At 62.0% G+C, this 24,714-nt stretch carries 19 protein-coding genes and 2 pseudogenes; 7 read left to right on the top strand and 14 right to left on the bottom strand.

The window, feature by feature from the left end; all coding sequences use genetic code 11:
* Nucleotides 1–3 precede the first annotated feature (3 nt).
* From pcnB to HLUSI_RS0101275, 4 genes are read right to left on the bottom strand one after another with little or no spacing between them, the layout of a single operon-like run.
* Nucleotides 4–1,416, bottom strand: a complete 1,413-nt coding sequence (pcnB, locus tag HLUSI_RS26430) for a polynucleotide adenylyltransferase PcnB (protein ID WP_083830780.1) — start codon at nt 1,414–1,416, stop codon at nt 4–6.
* Nucleotides 1,413–2,093, bottom strand: a complete 681-nt coding sequence (locus tag HLUSI_RS0101285) for a histidinol-phosphatase (RefSeq protein ID WP_016832236.1) — start codon at nt 2,091–2,093, stop codon at nt 1,413–1,415. Before HLUSI_RS0101285 ends, pcnB begins: the two co-directional genes overlap by 4 nt.
* Entirely contained in the window at nt 2,090–2,809 is a 720-nt protein-coding gene (gene hda, locus HLUSI_RS0101280) for a DnaA regulatory inactivator Hda (protein WP_016832235.1), read from the bottom strand. Before hda ends, HLUSI_RS0101285 begins: the two co-directional genes overlap by 4 nt.
* Entirely contained in the window at nt 2,806–3,894 is a 1,089-nt protein-coding gene (locus HLUSI_RS0101275; protein WP_029362984.1) for an AI-2E family transporter, read from the bottom strand. Before HLUSI_RS0101275 ends, hda begins: the two co-directional genes overlap by 4 nt.
* Nucleotides 3,895–4,008: 114 nt before the next feature.
* On the opposite strand from HLUSI_RS0101275, the gene purM reads away from it, so the two are divergent.
* Nucleotides 4,009–5,052 carry a phosphoribosylformylglycinamidine cyclo-ligase gene (purM, locus tag HLUSI_RS0101270; protein ID WP_029362983.1) on the top strand — a complete coding sequence of 348 codons (1,044 nt, stop codon included), beginning with the start codon at nt 4,009–4,011 and terminating at the stop codon, nt 5,050–5,052.
* 94 nt (nt 5,053–5,146) lie between these two features.
* On the opposite strand, the gene HLUSI_RS0101265 is transcribed toward purM, so the two are convergent.
* The 5 genes from HLUSI_RS0101265 to HLUSI_RS0101245 form a co-directional block, all read right to left on the bottom strand.
* A complete protein-coding gene (locus HLUSI_RS0101265) occupies nt 5,147–6,031 on the bottom strand; it encodes a peptidase (RefSeq protein WP_029362982.1) in 885 nt (294 codons plus the stop codon).
* Between the two features lie 153 nt (nt 6,032–6,184).
* Nucleotides 6,185–7,177, bottom strand: coding sequence for an alpha-E domain-containing protein (locus HLUSI_RS0101260; protein ID WP_016832231.1), 993 nt, complete (start codon nt 7,175–7,177; stop codon nt 6,185–6,187).
* 3 nt (nt 7,178–7,180) lie between these two features.
* Entirely contained in the window at nt 7,181–8,596 is a 1,416-nt protein-coding gene (locus HLUSI_RS0101255; RefSeq protein WP_016832230.1) for a circularly permuted type 2 ATP-grasp protein, read from the bottom strand.
* A 259-nt stretch (nt 8,597–8,855) separates the two neighbouring features.
* Complete coding sequence (locus tag HLUSI_RS0101250; RefSeq protein ID WP_016832229.1) at nt 8,856–9,296, bottom strand: cupin domain-containing protein; 441 nt, start codon at nt 9,294–9,296, stop codon at nt 8,856–8,858.
* A gap of 82 nt (nt 9,297–9,378) precedes the next feature.
* Nucleotides 9,379–10,032 (bottom strand): glutathione S-transferase family protein, encoded by a 654-nt coding sequence (locus HLUSI_RS0101245; protein ID WP_029362981.1) that lies wholly within the window; start codon nt 10,030–10,032, stop codon nt 9,379–9,381.
* A 231-nt stretch (nt 10,033–10,263) separates the two neighbouring features.
* On the opposite strand from HLUSI_RS0101245, the gene HLUSI_RS0101240 reads away from it, so the two are divergent.
* From HLUSI_RS0101240 to HLUSI_RS0101225, 4 genes are all read left to right on the top strand, one after another.
* Complete coding sequence (locus HLUSI_RS0101240; RefSeq protein WP_016832227.1) at nt 10,264–11,490, top strand: polyhydroxyalkanoate depolymerase; 1,227 nt, start codon at nt 10,264–10,266, stop codon at nt 11,488–11,490.
* Nucleotides 11,491–11,588: 98 nt separating this feature from the next.
* Complete coding sequence (locus HLUSI_RS0101235; RefSeq protein ID WP_016832226.1) at nt 11,589–14,984, top strand: transglutaminase family protein; 3,396 nt, start codon at nt 11,589–11,591, stop codon at nt 14,982–14,984.
* 80 nt (nt 14,985–15,064) lie between these two features.
* Nucleotides 15,065–17,623 carry a circularly permuted type 2 ATP-grasp protein gene (locus HLUSI_RS0101230; RefSeq protein ID WP_016832225.1) on the top strand — a complete coding sequence of 853 codons (2,559 nt, stop codon included), beginning with the start codon at nt 15,065–15,067 and terminating at the stop codon, nt 17,621–17,623.
* Nucleotides 17,620–18,561 carry a transglutaminase family protein gene (locus HLUSI_RS0101225; protein WP_016832224.1) on the top strand — a complete coding sequence of 314 codons (942 nt, stop codon included), beginning with the start codon at nt 17,620–17,622 and terminating at the stop codon, nt 18,559–18,561. The genes HLUSI_RS0101230 and HLUSI_RS0101225 overlap by 4 nt, the downstream gene beginning before the upstream one ends.
* A gap of 13 nt (nt 18,562–18,574) precedes the next feature.
* Here HLUSI_RS0101225 and HLUSI_RS0101220 read toward each other — a convergent pair whose 3' ends face one another.
* The 5 genes and pseudogenes from HLUSI_RS0101220 to HLUSI_RS34865 all read right to left on the bottom strand — a co-directional run.
* Complete coding sequence (locus HLUSI_RS0101220; RefSeq protein WP_016832223.1) at nt 18,575–20,617, bottom strand: sodium:solute symporter family protein; 2,043 nt, start codon at nt 20,615–20,617, stop codon at nt 18,575–18,577.
* Nucleotides 20,607–20,876 carry a DUF4212 domain-containing protein gene (locus HLUSI_RS0101215; protein WP_016832222.1) on the bottom strand — a complete coding sequence of 90 codons (270 nt, stop codon included), beginning with the start codon at nt 20,874–20,876 and terminating at the stop codon, nt 20,607–20,609. The genes HLUSI_RS0101220 and HLUSI_RS0101215 overlap by 11 nt, the downstream gene beginning before the upstream one ends.
* Before the next feature lies 1 nt (nt 20,877).
* Complete coding sequence (locus HLUSI_RS0101210; protein WP_016832221.1) at nt 20,878–22,425, bottom strand: sensor histidine kinase; 1,548 nt, start codon at nt 22,423–22,425, stop codon at nt 20,878–20,880.
* Nucleotides 22,426–22,465: 40 nt separating this feature from the next.
* The gene (locus HLUSI_RS33770) at nt 22,466–23,059 is read right to left on the bottom strand and encodes a winged helix-turn-helix domain-containing protein (protein WP_016832220.1); all 594 of its coding nucleotides are present in this window, start codon (nt 23,057–23,059) and stop codon (nt 22,466–22,468) included.
* A gap of 65 nt (nt 23,060–23,124) precedes the next feature.
* Nucleotides 23,125–23,328, bottom strand: a pseudogene (locus tag HLUSI_RS34865) (response regulator); the annotation flags it as partial.
* A 230-nt stretch (nt 23,329–23,558) separates the two neighbouring features.
* Here HLUSI_RS34865 and HLUSI_RS0101200 point away from each other — a divergent pair.
* Nucleotides 23,559–23,972, top strand: a complete 414-nt coding sequence (locus HLUSI_RS0101200) for a hypothetical protein (RefSeq protein WP_016832219.1) — start codon at nt 23,559–23,561, stop codon at nt 23,970–23,972.
* Nucleotides 23,973–24,191: 219 nt separating this feature from the next.
* A pseudogene (locus HLUSI_RS0101195) lies at nt 24,192–24,714 on the top strand (hypothetical protein); the annotation flags it as partial.

Here is a 24,714-nt window from a genome sequence, read left to right as displayed (position 1 = left end):
CCGTCAGAGGAGGACGACTTGCCTCCGCCTTCGCCGCCTTCGCCACCGCCGCTCTTGCTGCGATTGCGGCGCGCCGGGGGCCCCCGGGGCGGGGCCCGTACTTGCACCTGCAGGGCCTGACGAGCCTGCGCCGGCAGCGCTGCTCACAGTCGGCTTGCGCGCCAGCAGCGATTCGCGTCCGGAGCTGTCGGCTTCCATGAAGTCGGTCCACCAGTCGCCCAGTTCGGCATCGATTTCGCCGGAGGCGCAACGCAGCAGCAGGAAGTCGTAGCCGGCGCGCAGGCGCAGATGTTCCAGCAATTTATAGGGAGCCTTGCCGGTGCGGCGTTCGAAGCGCGGTTGCATGGCCCAGATGTCGCGCATGTCGGAAGCGATCTTGCGCTGCAGGGCGAGCTTTTCCGTTTGTGCATTGAGCACGTCGTCGGCGGCCAGATGCAGGGCCGGGATCGGGTATTCGCCGGAGGCCTGGTAGGCGCGCCATTTTTCCAGCACCTGATGCCACAGCAACGAGGCGAACAGGAAGCCCGGCGAGACCGGCTTGCCCTGTTTGATGCGGGCGTCGGTATTGGCCAGCGCCAGCGTGACGAATTTTTCGCCGAGCGGCTGTTCCAGCACCACGTCGAGCAGCGGCAACAAGCCGTGATGCAGGCCTTCCTTGCGCAGCTGTTGCAGGCAGGCCAGCGCGTGGCCGCTCATGAGCAGCTTGAGCATTTCATCGAATACGCGCGCGGCCGGCACGTTGTTGATGAGCGGCGCCATGACCGGAATCGGCGCGCTGGTGGCGGCGTCGATGCTGAACTTGAGCTTGGCGGCGAAGCGCACCACGCGCAGCATGCGCACCGGATCTTCGCGGTAACGTGCTTCCGGCACGCCGATGATGCGCAAGGTCTTGGCGCGGATGTCGGCAATGCCGCCATGGTAATCAAGCACCGTTTGCGCGGCCGGATCGTAATACATGGCGTTGATGGTGAAGTCGCGGCGCACGGCGTCTTCATGTTGTTCGCCGAAGGTGTTGTCGCGCAGCACGCGACCGTGTTCATCCTTGGGCGCAGCGTCGGCCGAGCTGCCGCGGAAGGTGGTGACCTCGATCAGCTCCTGGCCGAACATCACGTGCACGATCTGGAAACGGCGGCCGATGATGAAGGCGCGCCGGAACAATTGCTTGATCTCTTCGGGGGTGGCGTTGGTGGCGACGTCGAAATCCTTGGGCTTGACCGACAGCAGCAGATCGCGCACCGCGCCGCCGACGATGAAGGCCTTGAAGCCGGCTTGCTGCAAGGTCTGCGTGACGCGGATCGCGTTCGGCGAGACCAGCTGCAGATCGATGCCGTGCTGCTTCTGGCTCAGTACGGTAGGCTCGGTGGTGTCGAGCTCTTTTTTCTTGCCCAGGAAGGAGCGGATGAATTTTTTGATCATTGCGCGTGGGCGTCGAAGAGATTCAGGATGGGCCAGCCTTGGGCAATCGCATGCGCCCTGAGCTTGTCGTTCGGATTGGTGGCGACCGGGTGGGTGACGGCTGCCAGCAGCGGGATGTCGTTTTGTGAATCGCTGTAGAAATGGCTTTGCTGGAAATCGGCGATGCTCTTGCCTTGCCCCTGCAGCCAGGCCTGGGTATGCACGATCTTGCCGGGACCGAAGGTCGGCGTGCCGACCAGGCGGCCGGTGATGTTGCCTTCCCCGTCGAACTCCGGCAGCGCGGCGATCAGGTGATGCACCTTGAACAGTTTGGCGATCGGTTCGGTGACGAAGCTGTTGGTGGCGGTGATGATGGCCACCAGGTCGCCGGCGTCGAGATGTTTTTGCACCAGCGCGAGGGCGGCGGGGACCATGGCCGGCTTGATGACTTCGTCCATGAATTGAACATGCCAGGCGTCCAGCTGGGTGCGCGGGAATTTCGACAGCGTGCCGAAGGCGAATTCGAGATATTTCACCGGGTCCAGCGTGCCGGCCTGGTAGTGCGCAAACCATTCGTCGTTGGCCTTGCGGAAAGCGGCCGCGTCGATGGCGCCGGTACGCGCCAGGAACTCGCCCCACTCATGGTCGGAGTCGATCGGGATCAGCGTATGGTCGAGGTCAAATAAGGCGAGATTCATGGCGTTTCGTTTTCAGCTTCCTGTTGAAGAAGGTCGCGTAGCAGCGGCAGGGTAATGGGGCGCTTGGTTTCCAGCGAATAGCGGTCGAGCGCGTCGAGCATGCGCGACAGCGAAGGCATGTCGCGCCGGTAATGGGTGAGCAGGTAAGACAGGATGCCGGGCGATATGGTCATGCCGCGCGCCTGCGCCGATTGCGTCAGCGCGGCGATCTTCTCGTCGTCGGTGAGACCGTGCAATTGATAGATCAGGCCCCAGCCGAGGCGCGTGCGCAAGTCTTCGCGCACCTCCAGCTGCGCCGGCGGCTGTGCGCCTGCGCTGACCAGGTAGCCGCCCAGTTCGCGGATCTGGTTGAACAGGGCGAAGGCGGCAATTTGCGATGCCGGCGGCAGTTGCTCGCAATCGTCGAGCAGGTAGCATTGGATGGCGGGGTCGTAGTCGAAAGCGCTGTCGTCGGCGTCGGCGGGAATCAGGCGGGAGCCGATTGCGCCTCCCTGCGCGCCGGCGGGCGCCAGAGAATGCAGCACGGAATGCAATAAATGCGTTTTACCCGCGCCGGTTTCACCCCACAGATAGATGAAGCGGTCATTCAAGGTCGGTTGCGCCTGCCCCGCGGCGATGTCTTGCAGGCGTTGCAGCAATTCTGCATTCTGGCCTGTCACAAACGTATCGAAAGTCGGCGGCTGCTGCGCGCTCAGATCGAGCAGAAGTTGTCTCATGTCTCGCTATTGTAGAAACTGCTGCTCAGGTAATGCTGGCGCAGGTGGCGCACCACCACCGACATGATCGCCGAGGCGGGCAGGGCCAGCAGCACGCCGACAAAACCGAACAACTGACCGAACGCCAGCAGCGCGAAGATCACCATCAGCGGATGCAGACCGATGCGCTCGCCCACCAGTTGCGGCGTCAGGATGAAGCTTTCCAGCACTTGGCCGATGCCGTAGATGATGGCCACGGCGACCAGGCCGTACAGGCCGGTGAATTGCAATACGGCGGCGATCAGCGCCAGCACCAGGCCGAGGCCGAAGCCGACGTACGGGATGAACACCAGCAGGCCGGTCAGGATGCCGACCGGCAAGGCGATGTCGAAACCGGCAATCGCCAGCGCAACTGAATAATAGGTCGCCAAGATCAACATGACCAGCAATTGGCCGCGCAGGTATTGCGCCAGCAGGTCATCGACTTCCTCGGTCATGGCGCTGATCTTGCCGACCCAGCGGCGCGGGATCATGCCGCGCAGGCGCTTGATGAAGGGATGCCAGTCTTGCAACAGATAGAACAGCACCATCGGAATGAACAGCAGGTTGGCCGCCCAGGTCAGCAGCGCGGTGCCGCCGATTTTGGCCGAGGCCAGCACCGAGGCCCAGATTTCATCGCCGCTGGTGGCCAGTTGCTGGGTCAGGATCCGCTTGATGCCGGTGATGTCGAGGCGCACGTGGATGCCGAATTCGCTCAGGCGCGGCGCCACCTTGGCGTTGAGCTTGTCGAGGAAGTTCGGAATCTGTTGCTGCAGCAGCGGGATTTCCTTCACCAGCACCGGCACGACGACCAGGACCAGCGCCAGCCCGGCCAGCAGCAGCAGCAGGACGACAATCAGCACCGCCAGCACGCGCGGCAGCAGGAAGGGCCCGATGCGGCGGCGCGCCAGCCAGTCGACGCCCGGATTGAGGGCGTAGGCCAGGATGGCGGCGGTCACGAACGGGGTCAGCATCGGCCCCAGCAAGATCAGGAGGCCTACCAACAAGAGCCCTAAGGTGAGCCACAACAAGCTTTGTTTTTGCTCATCCGTTAAAGAAAAAGGCATGGAAATAGGGCTTTAGATGAATCGGTTTGTTAAAATCACGGTTTACTTCAGGTTTCAGCGGTCTTGTTGCCGCAGATACTCCTCTATTTTACCGCCTCCAGTGCCAATATCATCATGACTTCATCATCCAATGTTTCCCTCTCCTACCGCGACGCGGGCGTCGACATCGATGCGGGCGACGCTTTAGTCGAGGCTATCAAGCCGTTTGCCAAGCGTACGACCCGCGAAGGCGTGCTGGGCGGCATCGGCGGTTTCGGCGCGTTGTTTGAAATCAGCAAGAAATTCAAGGAGCCCGTGCTGGTGTCCGGCACCGATGGCGTCGGCACCAAGCTGAAACTGGCTTTCCTCCTGAACAAACATGACACCGTCGGCATCGACCTGGTTGCAATGAGCGTCAACGACATCTTGGTGCAAGGCGCCGAGCCGCTGTTCTTCCTGGATTACTTTGCCTGCGGCAAGCTTGACGTGGCCAGCGCCACCGATGTCATCAAAGGCATCGCCAAGGGTTGCGAACAAGCCGGCTGTGCGCTGATCGGCGGCGAAACCGCTGAAATGCCGAGCATGTATCCGGATGGCGAATACGACCTGGCCGGCTTCGCCGTCGGCGCGGTTGAAAAGTCCAAACTGATCGACGGCACCAAGATCATCCCGGGCGACGTCGTGCTGGGCCTGGCCTCGTCGGGCGCGCATTCCAACGGTTATTCGCTGGTGCGCAAGATCCTGGAAGTCGCCAAGCCTGACCTGAACGCCGATTTCCACGGCCGCAAGCTGGCCGACGTGCTGCTCGAACCGACCCGCATCTACGTCAAGCCGCTGCTGGCCTTGATGGAGTCGATGGAAGTCAAGGGCATGGTCCACATCACCGGCGGCGGCCTGGTTGAAAACATCCCGCGCGTCCTGCAGGACAACCTGACTGCCGTGCTGGACAGCAAAGCCTGGACCATGCCGCCGCTGTTCACCTGGCTGCAGCAGCACGGCGGCGTGGCTGACGCCGAAATGCACCGTGTCTTCAACTGCGGCATCGGCATGACCGTGATCGTGTCGAAAGAAAACGCCGCCGCCGCCGAAGCGCAACTGAAGGCAGCCGGCGAGACCGTGTTCCGCATCGGTGAAATCCGCGCCCGCGCCGAAGGCGAAGCGCAGACGATCGTCGAGTAAGTCTCGCAAATATTGCCGCCCGGTTGACGCCGGGCAATAAAAAACGGCTGCAAGCAATTGCAGCCGTTTTTGTTTGGCCGATCCGGACGCGCGATCAGTTCGGTTGCTGCGCCGCATCCGCCTCGCCATCGCCGGCCAGCGTCTGGCGGGTGACCGGCGGGACATCGCGGGCCACTGCTTCGGGCGGTTGCACGCGCACCGGCTGGCTGTGGTCGACGGATGACGACAACACGTTGAGCGTCGCTTCAGGGGCTGCGTCCCAGACCGGATCGTCAATCGCCTCGAACACGCGTTTCAATTGCGAGCCCCAGCTGCGGCGGATCATCTGGAAATACTGGTTGTGCTCGTCGATGGTGACGAAGCGCGTCACCGCCAGATCATTGCTGTTGTAGACCAGCAGGTCCAGCGGCAGGCCGACCGAGATGTTCGACTTCAGCGTCGAATCCATCGAGATCAGCGCACACTTGGCAGCCTCGTCGAGCGAGGTCTGCGGCGTGACGACGCGGTCGATGATCGGTTTGCCGTACTTGGCTTCGCCGATCTGGAAATAGGTATTCTCGTCGTGCGATTCAATGAAGTTACCGGCCGAATACATCTGGAACAGGCGGCAGCGCTCGCCCTTGATCTGGCCGCCGAAGATGATGCTGACATTGAAGTCGATGCCGAACTTGGCCAGTTCTTCCGCATCGCGCTGGTGCACGGTGCGGATGGCGTCGCCGAGAATCTTTGCGGCTTCGTACATTGAGGTCGCGGTCCAGATGGTGTGGCCTTCGGCGTTGGTCTTCTCGGACACGATCTGGCGGATCGATTGCGAAATGGAAAGATTGCCTGCCGTCATCATCACCATGACACGTTCGCCCGGGTTCTCGTAGACGTTCATCTTGCGGAACGTGCCGATATGATCGACGCCCGCATTGGTCCTCGAGTCGGATAAAAAGACCAGGCCTTCGTCCAGGCGCATGGCGACGCAATAAGTCATGATGTGAGCTAAAAATGTAAAAGCCGGATTTTACAGGAAGCCCCGCCGGCACTGAGTGCGGGCGGGGCCCAAATGTCGTGGACCTGACACATTATCGGCAAATTCCAGACAATTCTTAACCGTCAGGTTGGCAATTAATAAATTTTTTACGATTTACGCTGCCAAAGGAACAAGAAAATCCTTGCTGATACGATTGCCCAGCTCAAAGATGCGCTCCAGAAACACCGTCAGGTAATCGTGCAGGCCGGCGTCGAAGACTTCTTCAATGCGGCTGAACTTGAGATCGGCGTCCAGTTTGCCGGCAAAGCGTTCGGTATCGGCCGAGACATCGTTGCGGACGTGTTTCAGATTGCTCAGCACGTGGTCCATGCAGGCGGCCAGCGAACGCGGCATGTCGGCGCGCAGGATCAGCAGTTCGGCAACGCGTTCCGGCGTGATGACGTCGCGATAGACCTTGCGGTAAATCTCGAAGCCCGACACCGAGCGCAGGATCGCGGCCCAGTAATAAAAATCGATCTGACTGTCCTGAGCCTTGGTGTTCGTGCTCAGCAGGCTTTGCTGCTGGCTTTGACCCGGCTTGACGGTTTCCTTGGCGCCGTGGAACTTGACGTCGATGATGCGTGCGGTGTTGTCGGCGCGTTCGAGGAAGGTGCCGAGGCGGATGAAGTGAAAGGCTTCGTCCTTGAGCATGGTGCCGATGGTGACGCCGCGCGACAGATGGGAGCGATGCTTGACCCATTCAAAGAAGTCGCTCGGATTCTGTTCCAGCGCATTGGTCTGCAGGTAGCCCTGCATCTTGATCCAGGTGGCGTTCTGGATTTCCCATGCTTCGGTGGTCAACGCGCCGCGCACTGCGCGGGCGTTCTCGCGCGCCTGCTTGAGGCAAGAGGCGATCGACGACGAATTGCTGGGGTCGCGCACCATGAAGTCGATGACATCCTTTTGCGTCAGCGCATCGTATTTCTTGTTATAGCCATACTGCAGCTCGGAAATGCCGAGCAGCGCGCGCCAGCCTTGCTCGGCGTCGTCGGTTGATTGCGGCAGCAGGGCGGTCTGCACGTGCACGTCAAGCATGCGGGCGGTATTTTCGGCGCGTTCGGTGTAACGCGCCATCCAGAACAGGTGGTCAGCGGTGCGGCTCAACATGATTTATTTCTCCAGAATCCAGGTGTCCTTGGTGCCGCCGCCTTGCGACGAATTCACCACCAGCGAGCCTTCCTTGAGCGCCACGCGCGTGAGGCCGCCCTTGACCATCGAGACGGTCTTGCCGGACAACACGAAGGGTCGCAGATCGAGATGGCGCGGCGCGATGCCGGCATCGACATAGGTCGGGCAGACGGACAGCGCCAGCGTCGGCTGGGCGATGTAGCCATCGGGTTTGGCGATCACGCGCTGGCGGAAATCCTCGATCTCCTGCCTGGTCGACGCCGGGCCGACCAGCATGCCGTAGCCGCCGGCGCCGTGCACTTCCTTGACCACCAGTTTTTCGAGATTGGCCAGCGTGTAGGAAAGGTCTTCCTTCTTGCGGCACTGGTAGGTCGGGACGTTGTTGAGGATGGGTTCCTCGGACAGGTAGAACTTGATCATGTCCGGCACGTACGGATAGATCGATTTGTCGTCGGCGACGCCGGTGCCGATGGCGTTGGTCAGCGTGACCTTGCCGGCGCGATAGGCCGACAGCAGGCCCGGCACGCCCAGCGAGGAATCGGCGCGGAACGCCAGCGGATCGAGGTAGTCGTCGTCGATGCGGCGATAGATCACGTCGACGCGTTTCGGTCCGCGCGTGGTGCGCATGTAGACGGTGTCGTCCTTGACGAACAAATCTTGTCCCTCGACCAGTTCGACGCCCATTTGCTGCGCCAGGAAAGCGTGTTCGAAATACGCCGAGTTGTACATGCCCGGCGTCATCACGACCACGGTCGGATCGACCACGCCGACCGGCGCGACCGAACGCAGATTGTCGAGCAGCATGTCGGGATAGTGATCGACCGGCGCGATCTTGTGGCGCGTGAACAGTTCGGGGAACAGCCGCATCATCATCTTGCGGTTTTCCAGCATGTAGGACACGCCGGACGGCACGCGCAGGTTGTCTTCCAGCACATAAAACTCACCCTCGCCGGCGCGTACGATATCGACGCCGGCGATGTGGGCATAGATGTCGGAGGCAACGTCGACGTCCTGCATTTCGGGACGGTATTGCGCGTTCTTCAGAACCTGCTCGGCCGGAATGACGCCGGCCTTGATGATTTTCTGGCCGTGATAAATGTCGTGGATGAACATGTTGAGCGCTTTGACGCGCTGCACCAGGCCCGCTTCCAGCTTGGCCCATTCGGCGGCATGAATGATGCGCGGAATGATGTCGAAGGGGATCAGCCGCTCCGTGCCTGCATCGTTGCCGTAGACCGCGAAGGTGATGCCGACGCGGCGAAAAATCAGATCGGACTCTGCGCGTTTCCGGACGATCGTCTCAGCGGTTTGGGAAGACAGCCACGCCGCGAATTCATCGTAATGCTTGCGGACGGAAACGGTGCCATCGGAGTACATCTCATCGAAAAAATTTGCCATAAATTTGCTTCGTTTTCTGGTGCTGATGCGGAGGAGTTTTAGCTTGAGACTTTAGCTTGAGACTTCAGCTTGAGCTGGGCGGATATTATTTGTTCATTTGGCGTGCCGGCATCCTCATCGCTGGTGAAGGTAGGTACAGACTATCACGCCATTTCTGTTTTTGGACAGCGAAAATTGCCCTGAATTGCGCCAGCGATGGCGGGTCCCACTTGATGCATGGTTTGCTGAGGCGGCTGGAAAATGATGTAACCCTCCTGGTTCAGGCCCACGGCGTCGGTGCCGGAACGGCAGCCGGCGCGGGCATGTCGATGGTGGTGAAATCGGCCGGGCTGACGATTTCAAGATACTCCATGTCCGGTGAGTAATCGAACAGGAAGTGCACGATGCCCGGCCGCTGGTGAACGCAATCGCCGGTCTTCACCAGCGTTACCTGATCTTCGTACATGAAGCGCGCCCAGCCCTTGAGCATGATGACGATATGAAAATTCGCTTCGTGCCGGTGCCAACCGGTGCCGGCCTCCGGCGCCATGTTGGCCTTGACCAGCTGGGCCACGACCTGGCCGCCGGTGGCCGCGGCGATGCCGAGGTCGCGGTACAGAAAGAAGTCGCGCAGGCCGCCCGGTTCGTATTGCGTGTCGCCTTCGCTGACGTGGGAGAACACATTCAGGGCGGTCGGCTTTGTTTCGGCTATCGTATCCATGACACTGATCCTTTCTGCGGCGAGCCGCATGATTGGCTGATGAAATACCTTGGCTTGCGTCTCCTGATCCACTCTTCTTTTCTTAGAATTCCACGTCCAGTTCGTCGATATCTTCCGGCTCCTTCTGCGCGGCGGCAATCCATTCCTTCATTTCCGGCATCGCCATGATGCGCTTGCTGTAGGCGGCGCAGATCGGTTCCAGCTTGACGTCATAGGTGATGAAGCGGGTGATCACCGGTGCATACATGGCGTCGGCCATGGTGCGCTCGCCGAACAGATAAGGCCCGCCGTAAGTTGCCAGGCATTCTTTCCAGATGGTGGTGATGCGCTGGATGTCGGCCTGCGCGCGCGACCAGACTTTGAAATTGGGGAAGTGCGCCTTGAGGTTCATCGGCAGCGCCGCGCGCAGGGCCGAGAAGCCCGAATGCATTTCGCCGCACACCGAGCGGCAGTGCGCGCGGGCGGCCAGGTCGGCCGGCAGCAGCTTGGCGGCCGGGCGGATTTCGTTGAGGTATTCAGCGATCGCCAGCGTGTCCCAGACAAAGATCTCGCCATGTTTCAGGCTCGGCACCAGGATCGACGAGGACAGCAACAGGATTTCTGCGCGCGCATCGGGATCGTCCGGCGACACGATGTCCTCCTGAAACGGCAACCCGGCAAATTTTGCGAGCAGCCAGCCACGCATGGACCAGGAAGAGTAGTTCTTGCTGGTGATGCGCAAAGTCGTTTTAGGCATGTCAGTCCTTTATGTATATGGGTGCTCTTGACTTTGGCGCGCGGTTTGCGTGGCCGCGTCCGTACGGGCAGACCGCCGTTTCCCGGCCTGCATATGTTGCGAGTCTTCTACTTGCAAAGGGCGTGCCAGCGACGCTGCGGATGCGATGCGGGGTTCATGTGCAGCCGAAGGTCAATGGCATGCATATTGCATCGAAGGAGATACTGGTGAAACCGAGGGAGTGGGTTGTATATGACAAATATTTACCAGGCCTACCAGCAATACGCCGACGCCACCGATCCGCTGCGCGCTTCGGCCCGGGCGGCAGCGCCGTTCCTGGGGCACTCCTGGCCGGGTTTGCCGTCCAGCCCCATGCTGCGCAAAATGGCCGCAGCCTACGAAGTATTTGCACGCACGCAATTGACGCATGTGCGTCCTCCTTTCGATATCGACAGCGTTCAGGACGGTGGGCGCACCGTTGCGGTGCGTGAGGAAGTCATTGACCGCACACCGTTTTGCACGCTCCTGCGTTTCCGCAAGGAAACTGCGGCCGAACAACCGGCGGTGTTGCTGGTGGCGCCGATGTCGGGCCACTTTGCGACGCTGCTGCGCGGCACCGTCAAAACCCTGCTGCGCGACCACGACGTCTACATCACCGACTGGCACAATGCGCGCGATATTGCGCTGGAACACGGCCGCTTCGGTCTCGACGAATACGTCGGTCACCTGATTCGCTTCCTGCAAGTGATCGGCCCCGGTGCGCATCTCGTCGCGGTGTGCCAGCCGACCGTGGCGGCCCTCACTGCCGCCGCCGTGATGGCCGAGGGCGACGACCCGGCCCAGCCGCGCAGCATGACGCTGATGGCCGGGCCGCTCGACACGCGCGTCAATCCGACCACGGTCAACGAGCTTGCCAAGAGCAAGCCGATCGAATGGTTCGAGAAGAATCTGGTCAGCACCGTGCCGGCGCGCCACCCGGGCGGCGGCCGCAAGGTCTATCCGGGCTTCATGCAACTGGCCGCGTTCATGAACATGAACCTCAACCGTCACGTCGATGCCTTCCGCAACCTCTACACGTATTTGATCGAGGAAGAGCACGACAAAGCCGAAGCGATCAAGGTGTTCTACGAAGAATACTTCGCGATGTCGGATCTGCCGGCGGAGTTTTACCTGGAAACGGTGCGGGTGGTGTTTCAGGAACACGCCCTGCCGCTGGGTTTGCTGCAATTCCAGGGGCGTCCGGTCAACCTCAAGGCGATCCGGCGTACCGCACTGTTCACCGTGGAAGGCGAGAAGGACGACATCTGCGCCGTTGGCCAGACTGTCGCTGCACAGGATATGTGCAGCAGCATCCGCCCGTACATGCGCCTGCACCATGTGCAGACGGCGGTGGGCCATTATGGCGTCTTCAACGGGCGCCGCTGGGAAAATGAAATCTATCCACGCCTGAGGGATTTCATTAATATGCACCACAGGTGAACGTTTCCCGGCCTGGTGCAACCCTGGCAGCAATAGGACATCACAGCAGTCCATCACAGCAGTCCATCAGCTCAACTTGTTTGTAGTAAAGGATCTTCATGTCAATTCATGTGGCGCTGAACCATGTCACGTCTTATCGTTACGACCGTGCTATCAACCTGGGGCCTCAAATCGTGCGCCTGCGTCCGGCGCCGCATTGCCGTACGCGGATCCTGAGCTATTCGCTGCGCATCCTTCCCGAACCGCATTACATCAACTGGCAGCAGGACCCGCAGGCCAACTACATGGCGCGGCTGGTGTTTCCCGAGAAGACCGAAGAATTCCGCATCGAAGTCGACCTGGTGGCCGAAATGTCGGTCATCAATCCTTTCGATTTTTTCCTTGAACCGTATGCCGAACAGATTCCGTTCAAGTACGCCGAGGAGCTGCTCAATGAGTTGTCGCCGTATCGCAAGACGCTGCCGTTAAGCTCCGATATGCCGCGCTTCCAGAAATTCCTCGACGGCATTTCGCGCGAGAAGATGAACAGCGCCGACTTTCTGGTCGCGCTCAACCAGAAGCTGGCCGACGCCGTCGCCTACACCATCCGCATGGAGCCGGGCGTGCAGACGCCGGAAGAAACGCTCGAGATCGGTTCCGGTTCCTGCCGCGATTCATCCTGGCTGCTGGTGCAGCTGCTGCGCCATCTGGGCCTGGCGTCGCGCTTCGTCTCCGGCTACCTGATCCAGCTCACTGCCGACCAGAAATCGCTCGACGGCCCGTCCGGACCGGAAGCCGATTTCACCGACCTGCACGCCTGGTGCGAAGTCTATCTGCCGGGCGCCGGCTGGGTTGGCCTCGATCCGACCTCGGGCCTGTTCGCCGGCGAAGGCCACATCCCGCTATCGTGCACGCCCGAACCATCCTCGGCGGCGCCGGTCAGCGGCATGGTCGATCCCTGCGAAGTGGAGTTCGAACATTCGATGAGCGTGTCGCGTTTCTGGGAAGCGCCGCGCGTCACCAAGCCGTACACCGAAGCGCAATGGAGCGAGATCGAAGAACTCGGCCACGCCATCGACGGCGACCTCGACGCGCTTGACGTGCGCCTGACCATGGGCGGCGAGCCGACCTTCGTGTCGCTCGATCATCCAGATGAACCTGAATGGGCCACCGCCGCACTGGGCGCCACCAAGAAGCCGCTGGCGGCCGACCTGTACCATCGCATGCGCGAAAAATACGCCGTGCAGGGCCTGCCGCATTTCGGCCAGGGCAAGTGGTATCCGGGAGAACAATTACCGCGCTGGGCGCTCAACTGCTACTGGCGCCGCGACGGCCAGCCGATCTGGCACAACCGCGATCTGATCGGCGACGAAACCACGCCGAACGTCAAGGACGACGACATCCCGGAGCGCTTCCTCAAGGGCGTGGCCGCGCGTCTGGCGCTCGACGGCAAGCATATCTTCCCGGCCTATGAGGACGTGTTTTATTACATGTGGCGCGAGCGCCGCCTGCCGGGCAACGTCGATCCTTTCGATTCCAAGCTGGACGACAAGCAGGAGCGCGCACGTCTCATGCGGGTCTTTTCGCAAGGTCTCGACAAGGTTGCCGGCCACGTCTTGCCGGTGGCGCGCCGTCCTGACGACCTCGGCTGGCAAAGCGGCGACTGGTTCCTGCGCAGCGAGCGCTGCTACCTGTATCCGGGCGATTCGCCGCTGGGCTATCGTCTGCCGCTGGATTCGCTGCCCTGGGTGAAGGAGGGCGAGTATCCGGCCGTCTATCCGGCCGATCCGACTCAGGCCTTCCGCCCCTTGCCGGGCAGCGCCGAGATCCGCCGCCAGATGGGCAGTCCGCAAGAACCCCTGGCGGGTCTGGGCAAGGCTGTCAGCAGGGCTGCCGCTGCTTCCAGCGCTGCCACCGCTTCCACCATTTCCGATATGGGCCGCGCCAATGCGGCAAGCCCGACCCAGCCTGTGCCCGCGCCCTTTGAATCGGCCAACTGGCTGACCCGCACCGCACTGTGTGCCGAGGTGCGCAATGGCGTGTTCTACCTGTTCATGCCGCCGCTGGCCGAGCTCGAAAATTATCTCGAACTGGTCGCCGCCATCGAAGCCACCGCCGAAGAACTCGGCCAGCCGGTGCTGATGGAAGGCTATGAGCCGCCCAACGATCCGCGCGTGCGCAAGTTCAGCGTCACGCCGGACCCCGGCGTGATCGAAGTCAACATCCAGCCGGCCTACAACTGGCGCGAGCTGGTCGACCAGACCACGCACCTCTACGAAGCCGGCCGCGAATCGCGCCTGACCACCGAGAAGTTCATGCTCGACGGCCATCATTCCGGCACCGGCGGCGGCAATCACATGGTGATGGGCGGCGCCACCACGGCTGATTCGCCGTTCCTGCGCCGGCCCGATCTGCTGCGCAGCCTGATCAGCTACTGGTACAACCATCCGTCGCTGTCCTATCTGTTCTCGGGCATGTTCATCGGCCCGACTTCGCAGGCGCCGCGCATCGATGAAGCGCGCAACGATTCCACCGTGGAAATCGAACTGGCCTTCGCCGAAATGGAAAAGCAGATCGCCCAGGGCGGCTGCGCGCCGTGGCTGGTCGACCGCCTGCTGCGCAACTTGCTGATCGACGTCACAGGCAACACGCACCGCGCCGAGTTCTGCATCGACAAGCTGTATTCGCCGGACAGCTCCACCGGTCGCCTCGGCCTGCTGGAACTGCGCGCCTTTGAAATGCCGCCGCATGCGCGCATGAGCCTGACCCAGCAGTTGCTGCTGCGCGCGCTGGTGGCGCGTTTCTGGAAGACGCCGTACAAGCCGCAACGCCTGGTGCGCTGGGGAACCGAGTTGCACGATCGTTTCCTGTTGCCGCATTTCATCTGGCAGGATTTCAACGACATCATGGACGACATGCAGGAAGCCGGTTATCCGATGCAGGCCGAGTGGTTCGCGCCGCATTTCGAATTCCGCTTCCCCAAGATCGGCGACTTGGCGGTCAAGGGCATGCAACTCGAATTGCGCACCGCGCTGGAACCATGGCACGTCCTCGGCGAAGAGGGCAGCTCGACCGGCACCGCGCGCTATGTCGATTCGTCGGTGGAGCGGCTGGAGGTCAAGGTCAGCGGCATGGCCAAGGATCGCTATGTGCTGACCTGCAACGGCGTCGCCGTGCCGCTGCAACCGACCGGCGTGGTCGGCGAATTCGTCACCGGCGTGCGTTACCGTGCCTGGCAGCCGCCGTCGGCGCTGCATCCGACCATCGGCATCGATTCGCCGCTGACCTTCGACCTGGTCGATACCTGGAACGGCCGCAGCCTGGGCGGATGCCAGTATCACGTGGTGCATCCGGGCGGACGCGGCTACGAGACCTTTCCGGTCAATGCCTTCGAAGCCGAGAGCCGGCGCCTGACGCGTTATCTGCGTCTCAACCACACGCCGGGAAAGATGGAAGTAAGCGCTGCGCGACCATCAATCGAGTTCCCATTTACGTTAGACTTGCGACATTACTAATTAATAACGCGCGCAGTTCTGCCGTTGCCGCAGATCATCGCCAGCCTGGGTGATTGCAGCAACGGCGCCCTCGAAAATCTATGTATCAGCGCCTCCTGCAAAGCTATACCGCCGACGCCGATCGTTACGACGAGATGCTGGCTGCCGACGGTCGCTTGCGACCACATTGGCGCACGCTGATCGATCAGCTGGAAAATCTCTCGCCCGAGATGATGCGCCGCCGCGCCGACGAAGTGCGCGACGCCATCGCCTCCGACGGCATGACCTACAACGTCTATGCCGATCCGCAAGGCGTCAGCCGTCCGTGGGAACTGGACCTGGTGCCGCAGATCGTCGCCGCCGACGAATGGCGGCAGCTCTCGGCTGCCGTGGCGCAACGTGCACGCTTGCTCAATGCCGTGCTCGATGACCTCTACGGCGAACAACACCTGCTGGCCGAAGGCCTGTTGCCGCCGGCGCTGGTGTTCGGCCAGCACGGCTATCTGTGGCCGTGCCGCGACGTGCGTCCGCCGGGCGGCGTGCACCTGCACCTGTACGCCATCGACCTGGCGCGCTCGGCCGACGGCAACTGGTGGGTGATTGCCGACCGTACGCAAGGACCTTCAGGCACCGGCTACGCCTTGCAGAACCGCCAGATCATGACGCGTGCCTTGCCCGAAGCGATGCGCGACATGCACGTGCAACCGCTGCTGAATTATTTCCACGCGCTGCATCAATGCCTGATGCGGCTCGCACCCAAGAGCAGCGAGCCGCCGATGGTGGTGCTGCTGACGCCGGGGCCGTACAACGAAACCTATTCCGAACACGCCTTCCTGGCGCATACGCTGGGCTTCCCGCTGGTCGAAGGGGTCGACCTCACGGTGCGCGGCGACATGGTCTACCTGAAGACGCTGACCGGCCTGCGCCGCGTGCATGCGATCATGCGCCGCCTCGATGACGATTATTGCGACCCGCTTGAATTGCGTTCGGATTCCGCGCTCGGCATTCCGGGCCTGACGCAGGCTGCGCGCTCCGGCAACGTGCTGATCGCCAACGCACTCGGCAGCGGCGTGCTGGAGTCGACCGCGCTGCACGGCTTCCTGCCCGCGATCAGCCAACGCCTGCTGGGCGAAGAACTGGCATTGCCGGCCGTGGCGTCGTGGTGGTGCGGCGAAAAGCCGGCGCTGGAATACACGCTGGCGCATCTGGAAGAGCTGGTGATCATGCCGGCTTTCCCATCAATGCGCATGCAGCCGGTGTTCGGCCATACGCTCAATGCCGCCGCGCGCCGTCGCTTGGTCGAAAGCCTGCAGTTGCAGCCGCACGCCTACGTCGCGCAGGAGTGGGTGCGGCTGTCGCAGGCGCCGGTGCTGTCGCGCAGCGGCGAGTATCACCTGACCAACCGTACCGTCAGCCTGCGCGTGTTTGCTGCCGCCGACGGCGAGGGCGGCTATCACGTGATGCCGGGCGGCTTGACCCGCGTGGCGCCACGTCAGCGGCGCGATGTGGTGTCGATGCAGCAGGGCGGCACCAGCAAGGATGTCTGGGTGCTGAGCGAAAAGACCGACACGGAGGATGCCGCCGGCGTCGCCACCGCCATGGCCGCCGCAGAAACCAGCGTCGCGGTCGGTCCCGGCGCAATGACCGATCCGGTGTCGCGCACGTCGGAACTGATCCGCACTACCGTCGACGTGTCTTCGCATGCCGGTGAAAACCTGTTCTGGATGGGCCGCTACGCCGAGCGCACCGACAATCTCGCACGCCTGTTGCGCACCACCTTGCAATGCACGATCGAGCCGCAATCCGACAATCGCGTGATCCTGCGCAGCGTCAGCGAAATCGGTATCCGCCTCGGCATCCTGATGCCGAAATCGGAACAGGCGCATCCCACCATCACCGCCCTGCAGCAAAGCCTGCAAGCGGCGATCTCGGACCCCAGCGCCGCGGTCAGCATCTCCACGCACCTGCGCCATTTGCATCATTCGGGCTACCAGGTGCGCGAGCATCTGTCGCTGGACAACTGGCATGCGCTCAATCGCATGCCGCCGATGGTGCAGGAAAAAATCAATTCGCCGACCGCCATGCTGCACGTCCTCAACAACGTCATCCAGGGTTGCTCGGGCCTGGCCGGCCATGCGCTGGACGACATGACGCGCGACGCCGGCTGGCAATTCCTGATGGTAGGCCGCCACATCGAGCGCATGGCCAACATGGCCGCGCTGTTCGACAACTTCCTGCGGCTGCCGCCGCAGCGCCAGACGGCGGCGCTGTCCTGGCTGCTGGAGGCGGCCAGCAGCATCGTTACCTATCGCGTGCGCTATCGCCGCACGCCGGAATGGCTGCCGGTGCTGCACCTGCTGGTGTTCGACGTGAGCAATCCGCATGGCATGGCCTACCAGTTCCGCATGCTGCAGCAATACATGAGCGAGATCGCGCAACAGCTGGGCTTGCTCAGCATGACCATTCCCACCCATCTGTCCAGCCAGCTGGAGGCGATGAACCTGAGCGAATTCGCCCATGAGCATCCCAACGTGGAACAGGCCAATGCGCGCCTGACGCAACTGATGCGGGACGCCGTCAGCGGCGGCTACATGCTCTCCGATGATCTGTCCCGCCATTACTTCACGCCGCTCAGCGCGCCGGTCAGCCAGGGAGTATGACGATGAACGACGCTACCTATCACATCGTCCACGAGACCAATTATCAATATGCGGCGCCGGTGCGGCTGTCGCATCAGGTGTTGCGCCTGACGCCGCGCTCGCTGCCGTGGCAGACCTGCACCTCCCATTTCATCAACATCCTGCCGGGTCCGACCAACCTGATCAACCTGTATACCGATAGCTTCGGCAACGCGCTGCAGTCGTTCTCGCTGGACCAGGATCACGCCAGCCTCGACGTCTATGCCGAGTCGTGGGTGGAGATTTCGTCGCGCCTGTTGCCGACCGTAACGCCGCCCTGGGAGCAGGTCGCCGAGACGCTGTCGTATCACGCCGGGCGCAGCCTGCCGGACGACAGGCTGGAAGCGTCGCGCTTCCTGTTCGAGTCTTCGCACGTCAGGATCAAGCGTGAATTCGCGCGCTACGCCGCCGAATGCTTCACGCCCGGATTGCCTTTGCTGCACGGTGTCGAGGCGCTGATGAAACGCATCTTCAATGAATTCACCTTCGACCCGGAGGCGACCACGGTATCGACGCCGGTGACCGACGTCTTCGTCAGCAAGCGCGGCGTGTGCCAGGACTATGCGCACTTCATGCTGTCCTGCCTGCGTTCGCTGGGTTTGTCGGCGCGCTACGTCAGCGGCTATCTGCTGACGCAGCCGCCGCCGGGCCAGCCGCGCCTGATCGGCGCCGATGCATCGCATGCGTGGGTATCGGTATATTGCCCGGGCCGGGACGGCCAGCCGGGCTGCTGGATCGACGCCGATCCGACCAACGGCATCTTCCCGGACATCAGCCACATCACGCTGGGATGGGGCCGTGACTTCCTCGACATCTCGCCCCTGCGCGGCGTGCTGATCGGCGGCGGCCAGCAGACCATGCAGGTGGCCGTCACGGTGATGCCGTCGCAGGAAGTGCCGGGTTTGCCGTTCGCGCGCTGACGAATTTCGACGACTACGGCGTGCGGATGTGATCGATCAGCGCAATGGTTCGTTCATCGGGCGGCGGCGTCAGCAAACTGACGATCACCAGCGCGGCGATGCCGACCGGCACGCCGAACAGCCCGGCCGAGATCGGCGCAATGTGGAACCACTGGTTCGCAGCATTGCCGCCGAAGGCCGGATGCGTGGTCAGCATGTAGTACACGCACATCACGAAGCCGGCGACGATGCCGGCGATGGCGCCGGGCTGGTTGGCGCGCTTCCAGAAAATCCCGAACACCAGCGCCGGGAACAGCGTCGACGCCGCCAGTGAAAACGCCACCCCCACCATCGACAGGATGTCGCCCGGTTTGAGCGACGCCGCATAGGCGGCCAGCAAGGCCACCACCAGCAACAGCAACTTGGAAATCGTCACGCGCTTCTGCGTCGAGGCGGCCGGATCGATCACCTTGTAATACACGTCGTGCGACAGCGCATTGGAAATGGTCAGCAGCAGGCCGTCGGCAGTCGACAGCGCCGCCGCCAGACCGCCCGCCGCCACCAGTCCCGAAATGAAATAAGGCAGGCCGGCGATCTCCGGCGTGGCCAGCACGATGATGTCGCCGTCGAGTGCAATCTCGCCGAGCTGCACCACGTTGTCGTGGTTGAGGTCAGTGATGCTGACCAGCGGATTGACCTTGTCGATGTTGGCCCAGTAGTAGACCCAATCCGGCAAGTGCGCATAGTTGCTGCCGACCAGCGAGGTGTAGATGTCGTACTTCACCAGGATCGCCAGCGCCGGCACCGTGATGTAGATCAGCATGATGAAGAACAGCGTCCAGAACACCGATTTGCGCGCCTCGTGCACCGACGGCGTGGTGTAGTAGCGCATCAGGATGTGCGGCAGCGCGGCGGTGCCGACCATCAGGCAAAACACCAGCGCCAGGAAGTTGTTGCGCTTGATGTTGGCCGCTCCTTCGTCCTTGCCGGGGAAGGGCTCGGTCTGCGACACCGGCGGTTGCGCGCGTGCGATGTTGTAGGCCTTGGCGTCGGTCCATTTGCGCTCGGCGTCCTCGGCGCTCTTGGGGTAGGCCGTCAGCGCGCGGCTGGCGCTCTTGATCTCGGCCAGCGAGGCATGACTGTTGCGTTTGACCTCCTCGATGTGATGCTGGGCGTCGATGCGTCCTTCTTCCCAAGAACGCGGCAGGCTGCGCAGCTTCTTTTCATAGTCGTCGGCGTGCGCCTGGAAGATCGCGCTGACTTCCTTTTCCTTGGGATCGTCGGCGATGCGTTTCTCGGCCGCATTCAGTTTCGGCAGCACCGAACCGTAGGCCACCTGCGGCACCGGCACGCTGGTGTGCTTGGCCGATAGCCAGATCACCGGGATCAGGTAAGCGAACAGGATGATGATGTATTGCGCCACCTGGGTCCAGGTGATCGCGCGCATGCCGCCAAGGAAGGAGCACACCAGGATGCTGGCCAGCCCGAGGAAGATGCCGATCGAAAAGTCGATCCCCGTGAAGCGCGAGGTGATCAGGCCGACGCCATAGATCTGCGCCACCACGTAGGTGAATGAAATGATGATGGTGGCGATCACCGCGAGGATGCGCACCAGGTTGCCGCTGTAGCGTCCGGGATAACGTTCGGCCAGGAAATCGGGAATGGTGTACTGGCCGAACTTGCGCAGGTAGGGCGCGATCAGCAACGCCACCAGGCAATAGCCGCCGGTCCAGCCCATGATGTAGGCGAGGCCGTCGAAGCCTTGCAGATAGAGGCCGCCGGCCAGGCTGATGAAGGTCGCCGCCGAGATCCAGTCGGCCGCCGTCGCCATGCCGTTGAACAGCGCCGGCACACGTCGTCCGGCGACGTAATATTCAGGCACGTCGGAGGTGCGGCTGACCACGCCGATGCCGGCGTACAGCGCGATGGTCACGAACATGAACAGGTAGCCGATCCAGGCGCGCGGCATGCCTTCGTGTTCCAGCACCGCCAATACCAGCAGGAACAGGATGAAGCCGACCGTGTACCACGAGTAGTAGCGCGTCAGCCGCCAGAAAAAACTCTTGTCACTCTCCATGCGTGTGCTCGCCGGTTTGTTGTAGTTGTCGTTCCGCACGGCCCATCCGGGTCGTGTAGACCACCACGATCGCCAGGTAGACCAGCATGATGCCTTGCGCCGCCATGTAAAACGACAGCGGCCAGCCGAACAGATTGACGCGATCCAGCTCGCGCGCGAAGAACACGGCGCCGAAGGTGACCACGAACCACAGTCCCAGCAGCGTCATGGTCAGGCGACGCGTCTTGTCCCAGAAATTGGATGCAGTCTTGTTTTCCATATCAGCCGATGTCGTCCATGTAGGTCTGGCGCGGCGTCATGCGCAGCGTCACGCGGAACAGGCAGCCCGGCGCTTTCGGGTCAGTGCTGCGTGGGTTGTTGGAGATGTCGACCGTGGCCTCATGCTGCTGCGCGATTTCGCGCACGATGGCCAGGCCCAGGCCGCTGCCGGCGGTATGGGTGCCGAGGATGCGGTAAAAGCGTTCGAATACGTGGCCGCGTTCGGTCGGCGCAATGCCGGGACCGGTATCTTCCACTTCCAGGAATGCCTGCCCGGTTTCTTCATCGGCGCGTGCGCGCACGGTCACGCTGCCGAGCGCCGGCGTGTAATGCAAGGCATTGTCGAGCAGGTTGCTGAGCAACTCGCGCAGCATGATCGGATTGCCCGAAATCATGATGGGATGACCAGGCTGTTCGAAGCCGAGATCGATGCGCTGCGTAAAGGACATCGGCACCCAGTCCTGCACGACGTTACGCGCCAGTTCAGACAATTCGATCGGTTCGAACGGTGCGGTCGCCGGCGTCTGGTTTTCGGCGCGCGCCAGCGACAGCAATTGATTGACCAGGCGCGTGGCCGATTCCGAACTCTTGGCCAGTTGTTCCAGCGAGCGATGGATATCGGCCTGGTCGGTCTGGCGCAGGGCAAGCTCGGATTGCATGCGCATGCCGGCCAATGGCGTTTTCATCTGGTGCGCGGCGTCGGCGATGAAGCGTTTTTGCAGCGCGATGGTTTGCGACAGCCGCGCCAGCATGTCGTTGAGCGAGCGCACCAGCGGCGAGATTTCTTCCGGCACCTGGCCCGAGTCGATCGGGCTGAGGTCGTCGGGACGGCGTGCCCGAATGCGCTGCTGCAACTCCGACAGCGGCGACAAGCCGCGCGACAAGGCAAACCAGACCAGCGCCAGCGCCACCGGCAGGATCACGAACTGCGGCAGGATCACGCCCTTGATGATTTCGTTGGCGAGCTGGGCGCGTTTTTCCAGAGTTTCACCGACCTGCACCGTGGCCAGACGCGGCTCTTTTGATGACGCGGCGCGCTGTTCCGACGTGCGGCGCAGATCGACTTGGGTGTAAGCAATGCGCACGTCATTGCCGTGCAGGATGTCATTGCGAAATTGCACCGAACCGATGGTCTTGTCTTCGTCGAGCGGCGGCTGCGGCATGTCGCGATCGCCTTCGACGAATTCCCCGCGCGGGCCGGTGATCTGGAAATAGATGTTGTCGATGTCGTCGGCGCGCAGCAGGTCGCGCGCCGAGACCGGCAGCCGCGCCACGGTCTTGCCGTTGACTTCGGAGACTTGCTGGGCCAGCACGGTGACGCTGTCCTCCAGCGCGCGGTCGAACGGCTGGTTGGCGATCGATTGCGCGATCAGGTAGGTGATCGCGATGCTCATCGGCCAGAGCAGCAGCAGCGGCGCCAGCATCCAGTCGAGGATTTCGCCGAACAGCGAACGCTGGATGCGCTCTTCCGGCTGCGTGGCGATGACGGCGCGGCGCTTGCCTTTGGTTGGGGGCGTTGCTTGAGGATCGATCGGTCGGGCGTCAGGCATGGCTCAGGCCTGCGCCATGCAGGATGGAAACGCGGCGTGCTCAGGCGTTGCTGGCAACGCCGGCGCTCGCGATGGACTCGGGCAGTTTTTCCAGGCAATAGCCGAGGCCGCGCACGGTGGCGATGCGGATGCCGCCGACTTCGATTTTCTTGCGCAGGCGGTGGACATAGACTTCGATCGCATTATTACTGACTTCCTCGCCCCATTCGCATAGATGATCCACCAGCTGTTCCTTGGAAACCAGCCGCCCGGTACGCTGCAATAATACTTCGAGCAGTCCCAGTTCGCGCGCGGAAAGATCAAGCATTTGTTCGCCGATGTAGGCGATCCGGCCGACCTGGTCATAACTGAGCGAACCGTGCCGGATGACGGTCGGACCGCCGCCGGTGGGGTTTACGATGGACTCGGGCAGTTTTTCCAGGCAATAGCCGAGGCCGCGCACGGTGGCGATGCGGATGCCGCCGACTTCGATTTTCTTGCGCAGGCGGTGGACATAGACTTCGATCGCATTATTACTGACTTCCTCGCCCCATTCGCATAGATGATCCACCAGCTGTTCCTTGGAAACCAGCCGCCCGGTACGCTGCAATAATACTTCGAGCAGTCCCAGTTCGCGCGCGGAAAGATCAAGCATTTGTTCGCCGATGTAGGCGATCCGGCCGACCTGGTCATAACTGAGCGAACCGTGCCGGATGACGGTCGGCGCAGGCGGCGCAGTACTTCCAGGCCGGACATCTTGGGCAGGCCAAGGTCGAGGATCAGCAAATCGAAATCCTGGGTCGACAGCGCGGAGTCGGCCTCGACGCCGTTCTTGACGCAATCGGCGGCATAGCCTGAATGGCGCAGCGAGCGCGTCAAACCATCGGCCAGAACACTGTCATCTTCTGCAAGCAGGATACGCATGGTGGTGATCCGCGCAGGTGGCGGCCATTGTCTCGAGTTATTTTAGGAATTTTTGCAATATTTTTCTGCATATTCTACTAAATCGAAGCCTATTGCAATGCATAATCAGGCTTGTTCTTGCGTTCGCGCAAACTAGCTTATTTTTCTGTAAGCCCTTGATAAATCAGCTTAACGCCCGCACTTGGGGCTACTGTTGGTATAATTTTCGAGTTGATTGTCCTAAAATTGCGATGAAGCGTCTTTTTGCCATTTTGCTGATCTGTTTGCTGCCTGTGCAAGTCTTTGCTGGGATGCTCACGTACAAGACCGCCATCGACTCGGTGGCGCTTGAGCAGCAAGTGCAGCAACAGGAGCAATTGCGCCAGGCATTGGAGCTCGCCGCTGCTGCCGGCAGCGACGTCAGTGCCGCCGCCGACAAGGCTGCGCAGGAGCAGGCGCTGGCCGACGCCACCGATGGCGACGACGATCTGTCGTATGCCGACACCGAAGATTTTTCCAGCCATGCCGGCGTGGGCGACGAAACCGTGCTCAATCCGGCCCTGGCCTTTGTTTCCGACTCGGCTACATTGGCGCCTGCGCTTCGCAGCGACGATGCGCGCCAACCGCCTTTCCTCCCTCTCGCCGGCCGTCCGCCGCGCGTTTAAGTCTCCTTTTGCCGTTCGCGGCAAGCACCGGTTTTTCGTCCTTTGTGTGGCGATAGCTGATTGCGCGCGTCTTGTGTTGTCTTGCGTTGCAACCCCGCCATCTGCTGGATCCGACCCGAACCGGCGCCGGCACCGACGCCAACCAGTTTCCAATGCAGTTTCTATTGTTTCACGGCCGATGCGACCGCCTTCGCATCACATTCCATCTCAGGAGATAGCATGAAAAAAGTATTTGTCGCGCTGATAGTGGCTGCGATGACCCTCGCGATCGGCGTCACCAGCGTTGAGGCCAAGCGCCTCGGCGGCGGCGGTTCGATCGGCAAGCAGTCGTCGGGCGCCAGCCGCCAGGCGCAGAGCCCCATGCAGCAGAACCAGGCCGCGGCGGCCAAGCCGGCTGCGCCAGCCGCAGCCCCTGCAGCAGCGGCGCCGAAGCCTAGCCCGTGGAAGGGCATCCTCGGCGGCGCCTTGCTGGGTCTCGGCCTCGGCGCATTGTTGTCGCACTTCGGCCTTGGCGGCGCCATGGCCAGCATGATCAGCACCATTCTGATGGTCGCCTTGCTGGCTTTCGCCGCCATGTTCATCTACCGCATGTTCCGCCGCAAATCGGAAGCCAACAGCAACAGCAATGAGCGTCCGGCCTACGCCGCCAATCAGGGCGACTTCAGCAACCAGACGCCGGCCATCGGCTCGCAACTGGAAGCCGGACAACCGAAGGCGCTGCAAGGCAACACCTTCGGCAGCA

The organism is Herbaspirillum lusitanum P6-12 (assembly GCF_000256565.1).
Classification (GTDB): domain Bacteria; phylum Pseudomonadota; class Gammaproteobacteria; order Burkholderiales; family Burkholderiaceae_D; genus Herbaspirillum; species Herbaspirillum lusitanum.
This window is presented reverse-complemented; position numbering and strand designations above follow the sequence as displayed.

What these genes read in the sequence shown, in the direction of transcription:
- pcnB (WP_083830780.1), bottom strand. Translation starts at nt 1,416, where the DNA reads ATGATCAAAAAATTCATCCGCTCCTTCCTGGGCAAGAAAAAAGAGCTC.
- HLUSI_RS0101285 (WP_016832236.1), bottom strand. Translation starts at nt 2,093, where the DNA reads ATGAATCTCGCCTTATTTGACCTCGACCATACGCTGATCCCGATCGAC.
- hda (WP_016832235.1), bottom strand. Translation starts at nt 2,809, where the DNA reads ATGAGACAACTTCTGCTCGATCTGAGCGCGCAGCAGCCGCCGACTTTC.
- HLUSI_RS0101275 (WP_029362984.1), bottom strand. Translation starts at nt 3,894, where the DNA reads ATGCCTTTTTCTTTAACGGATGAGCAAAAACAAAGCTTGTTGTGGCTC.
- purM (WP_029362983.1), top strand. Translation starts at nt 4,009, where the DNA reads ATGACTTCATCATCCAATGTTTCCCTCTCCTACCGCGACGCGGGCGTC.
- HLUSI_RS0101265 (WP_029362982.1), bottom strand. Translation starts at nt 6,031, where the DNA reads ATGACTTATTGCGTCGCCATGCGCCTGGACGAAGGCCTGGTCTTTTTA.
- HLUSI_RS0101260 (WP_016832231.1), bottom strand. Translation starts at nt 7,177, where the DNA reads ATGTTGAGCCGCACCGCTGACCACCTGTTCTGGATGGCGCGTTACACC.
- HLUSI_RS0101255 (WP_016832230.1), bottom strand. Translation starts at nt 8,596, where the DNA reads ATGGCAAATTTTTTCGATGAGATGTACTCCGATGGCACCGTTTCCGTC.
- HLUSI_RS0101250 (WP_016832229.1), bottom strand. Translation starts at nt 9,296, where the DNA reads ATGGATACGATAGCCGAAACAAAGCCGACCGCCCTGAATGTGTTCTCC.
- HLUSI_RS0101245 (WP_029362981.1), bottom strand. Translation starts at nt 10,032, where the DNA reads ATGCCTAAAACGACTTTGCGCATCACCAGCAAGAACTACTCTTCCTGG.
- HLUSI_RS0101240 (WP_016832227.1), top strand. Translation starts at nt 10,264, where the DNA reads ATGACAAATATTTACCAGGCCTACCAGCAATACGCCGACGCCACCGAT.
- HLUSI_RS0101235 (WP_016832226.1), top strand. Translation starts at nt 11,589, where the DNA reads ATGTCAATTCATGTGGCGCTGAACCATGTCACGTCTTATCGTTACGAC.
- HLUSI_RS0101230 (WP_016832225.1), top strand. Translation starts at nt 15,065, where the DNA reads ATGTATCAGCGCCTCCTGCAAAGCTATACCGCCGACGCCGATCGTTAC.
- HLUSI_RS0101225 (WP_016832224.1), top strand. Translation starts at nt 17,620, where the DNA reads ATGACGATGAACGACGCTACCTATCACATCGTCCACGAGACCAATTAT.
- HLUSI_RS0101220 (WP_016832223.1), bottom strand. Translation starts at nt 20,617, where the DNA reads ATGGAGAGTGACAAGAGTTTTTTCTGGCGGCTGACGCGCTACTACTCG.
- HLUSI_RS0101215 (WP_016832222.1), bottom strand. Translation starts at nt 20,876, where the DNA reads ATGGAAAACAAGACTGCATCCAATTTCTGGGACAAGACGCGTCGCCTG.
- HLUSI_RS0101210 (WP_016832221.1), bottom strand. Translation starts at nt 22,425, where the DNA reads ATGCCTGACGCCCGACCGATCGATCCTCAAGCAACGCCCCCAACCAAA.
- HLUSI_RS33770 (WP_016832220.1), bottom strand. Translation starts at nt 23,059, where the DNA reads ATGCTTGATCTTTCCGCGCGCGAACTGGGACTGCTCGAAGTATTATTG.
- HLUSI_RS0101200 (WP_016832219.1), top strand. Translation starts at nt 23,559, where the DNA reads ATGAAGCGTCTTTTTGCCATTTTGCTGATCTGTTTGCTGCCTGTGCAA.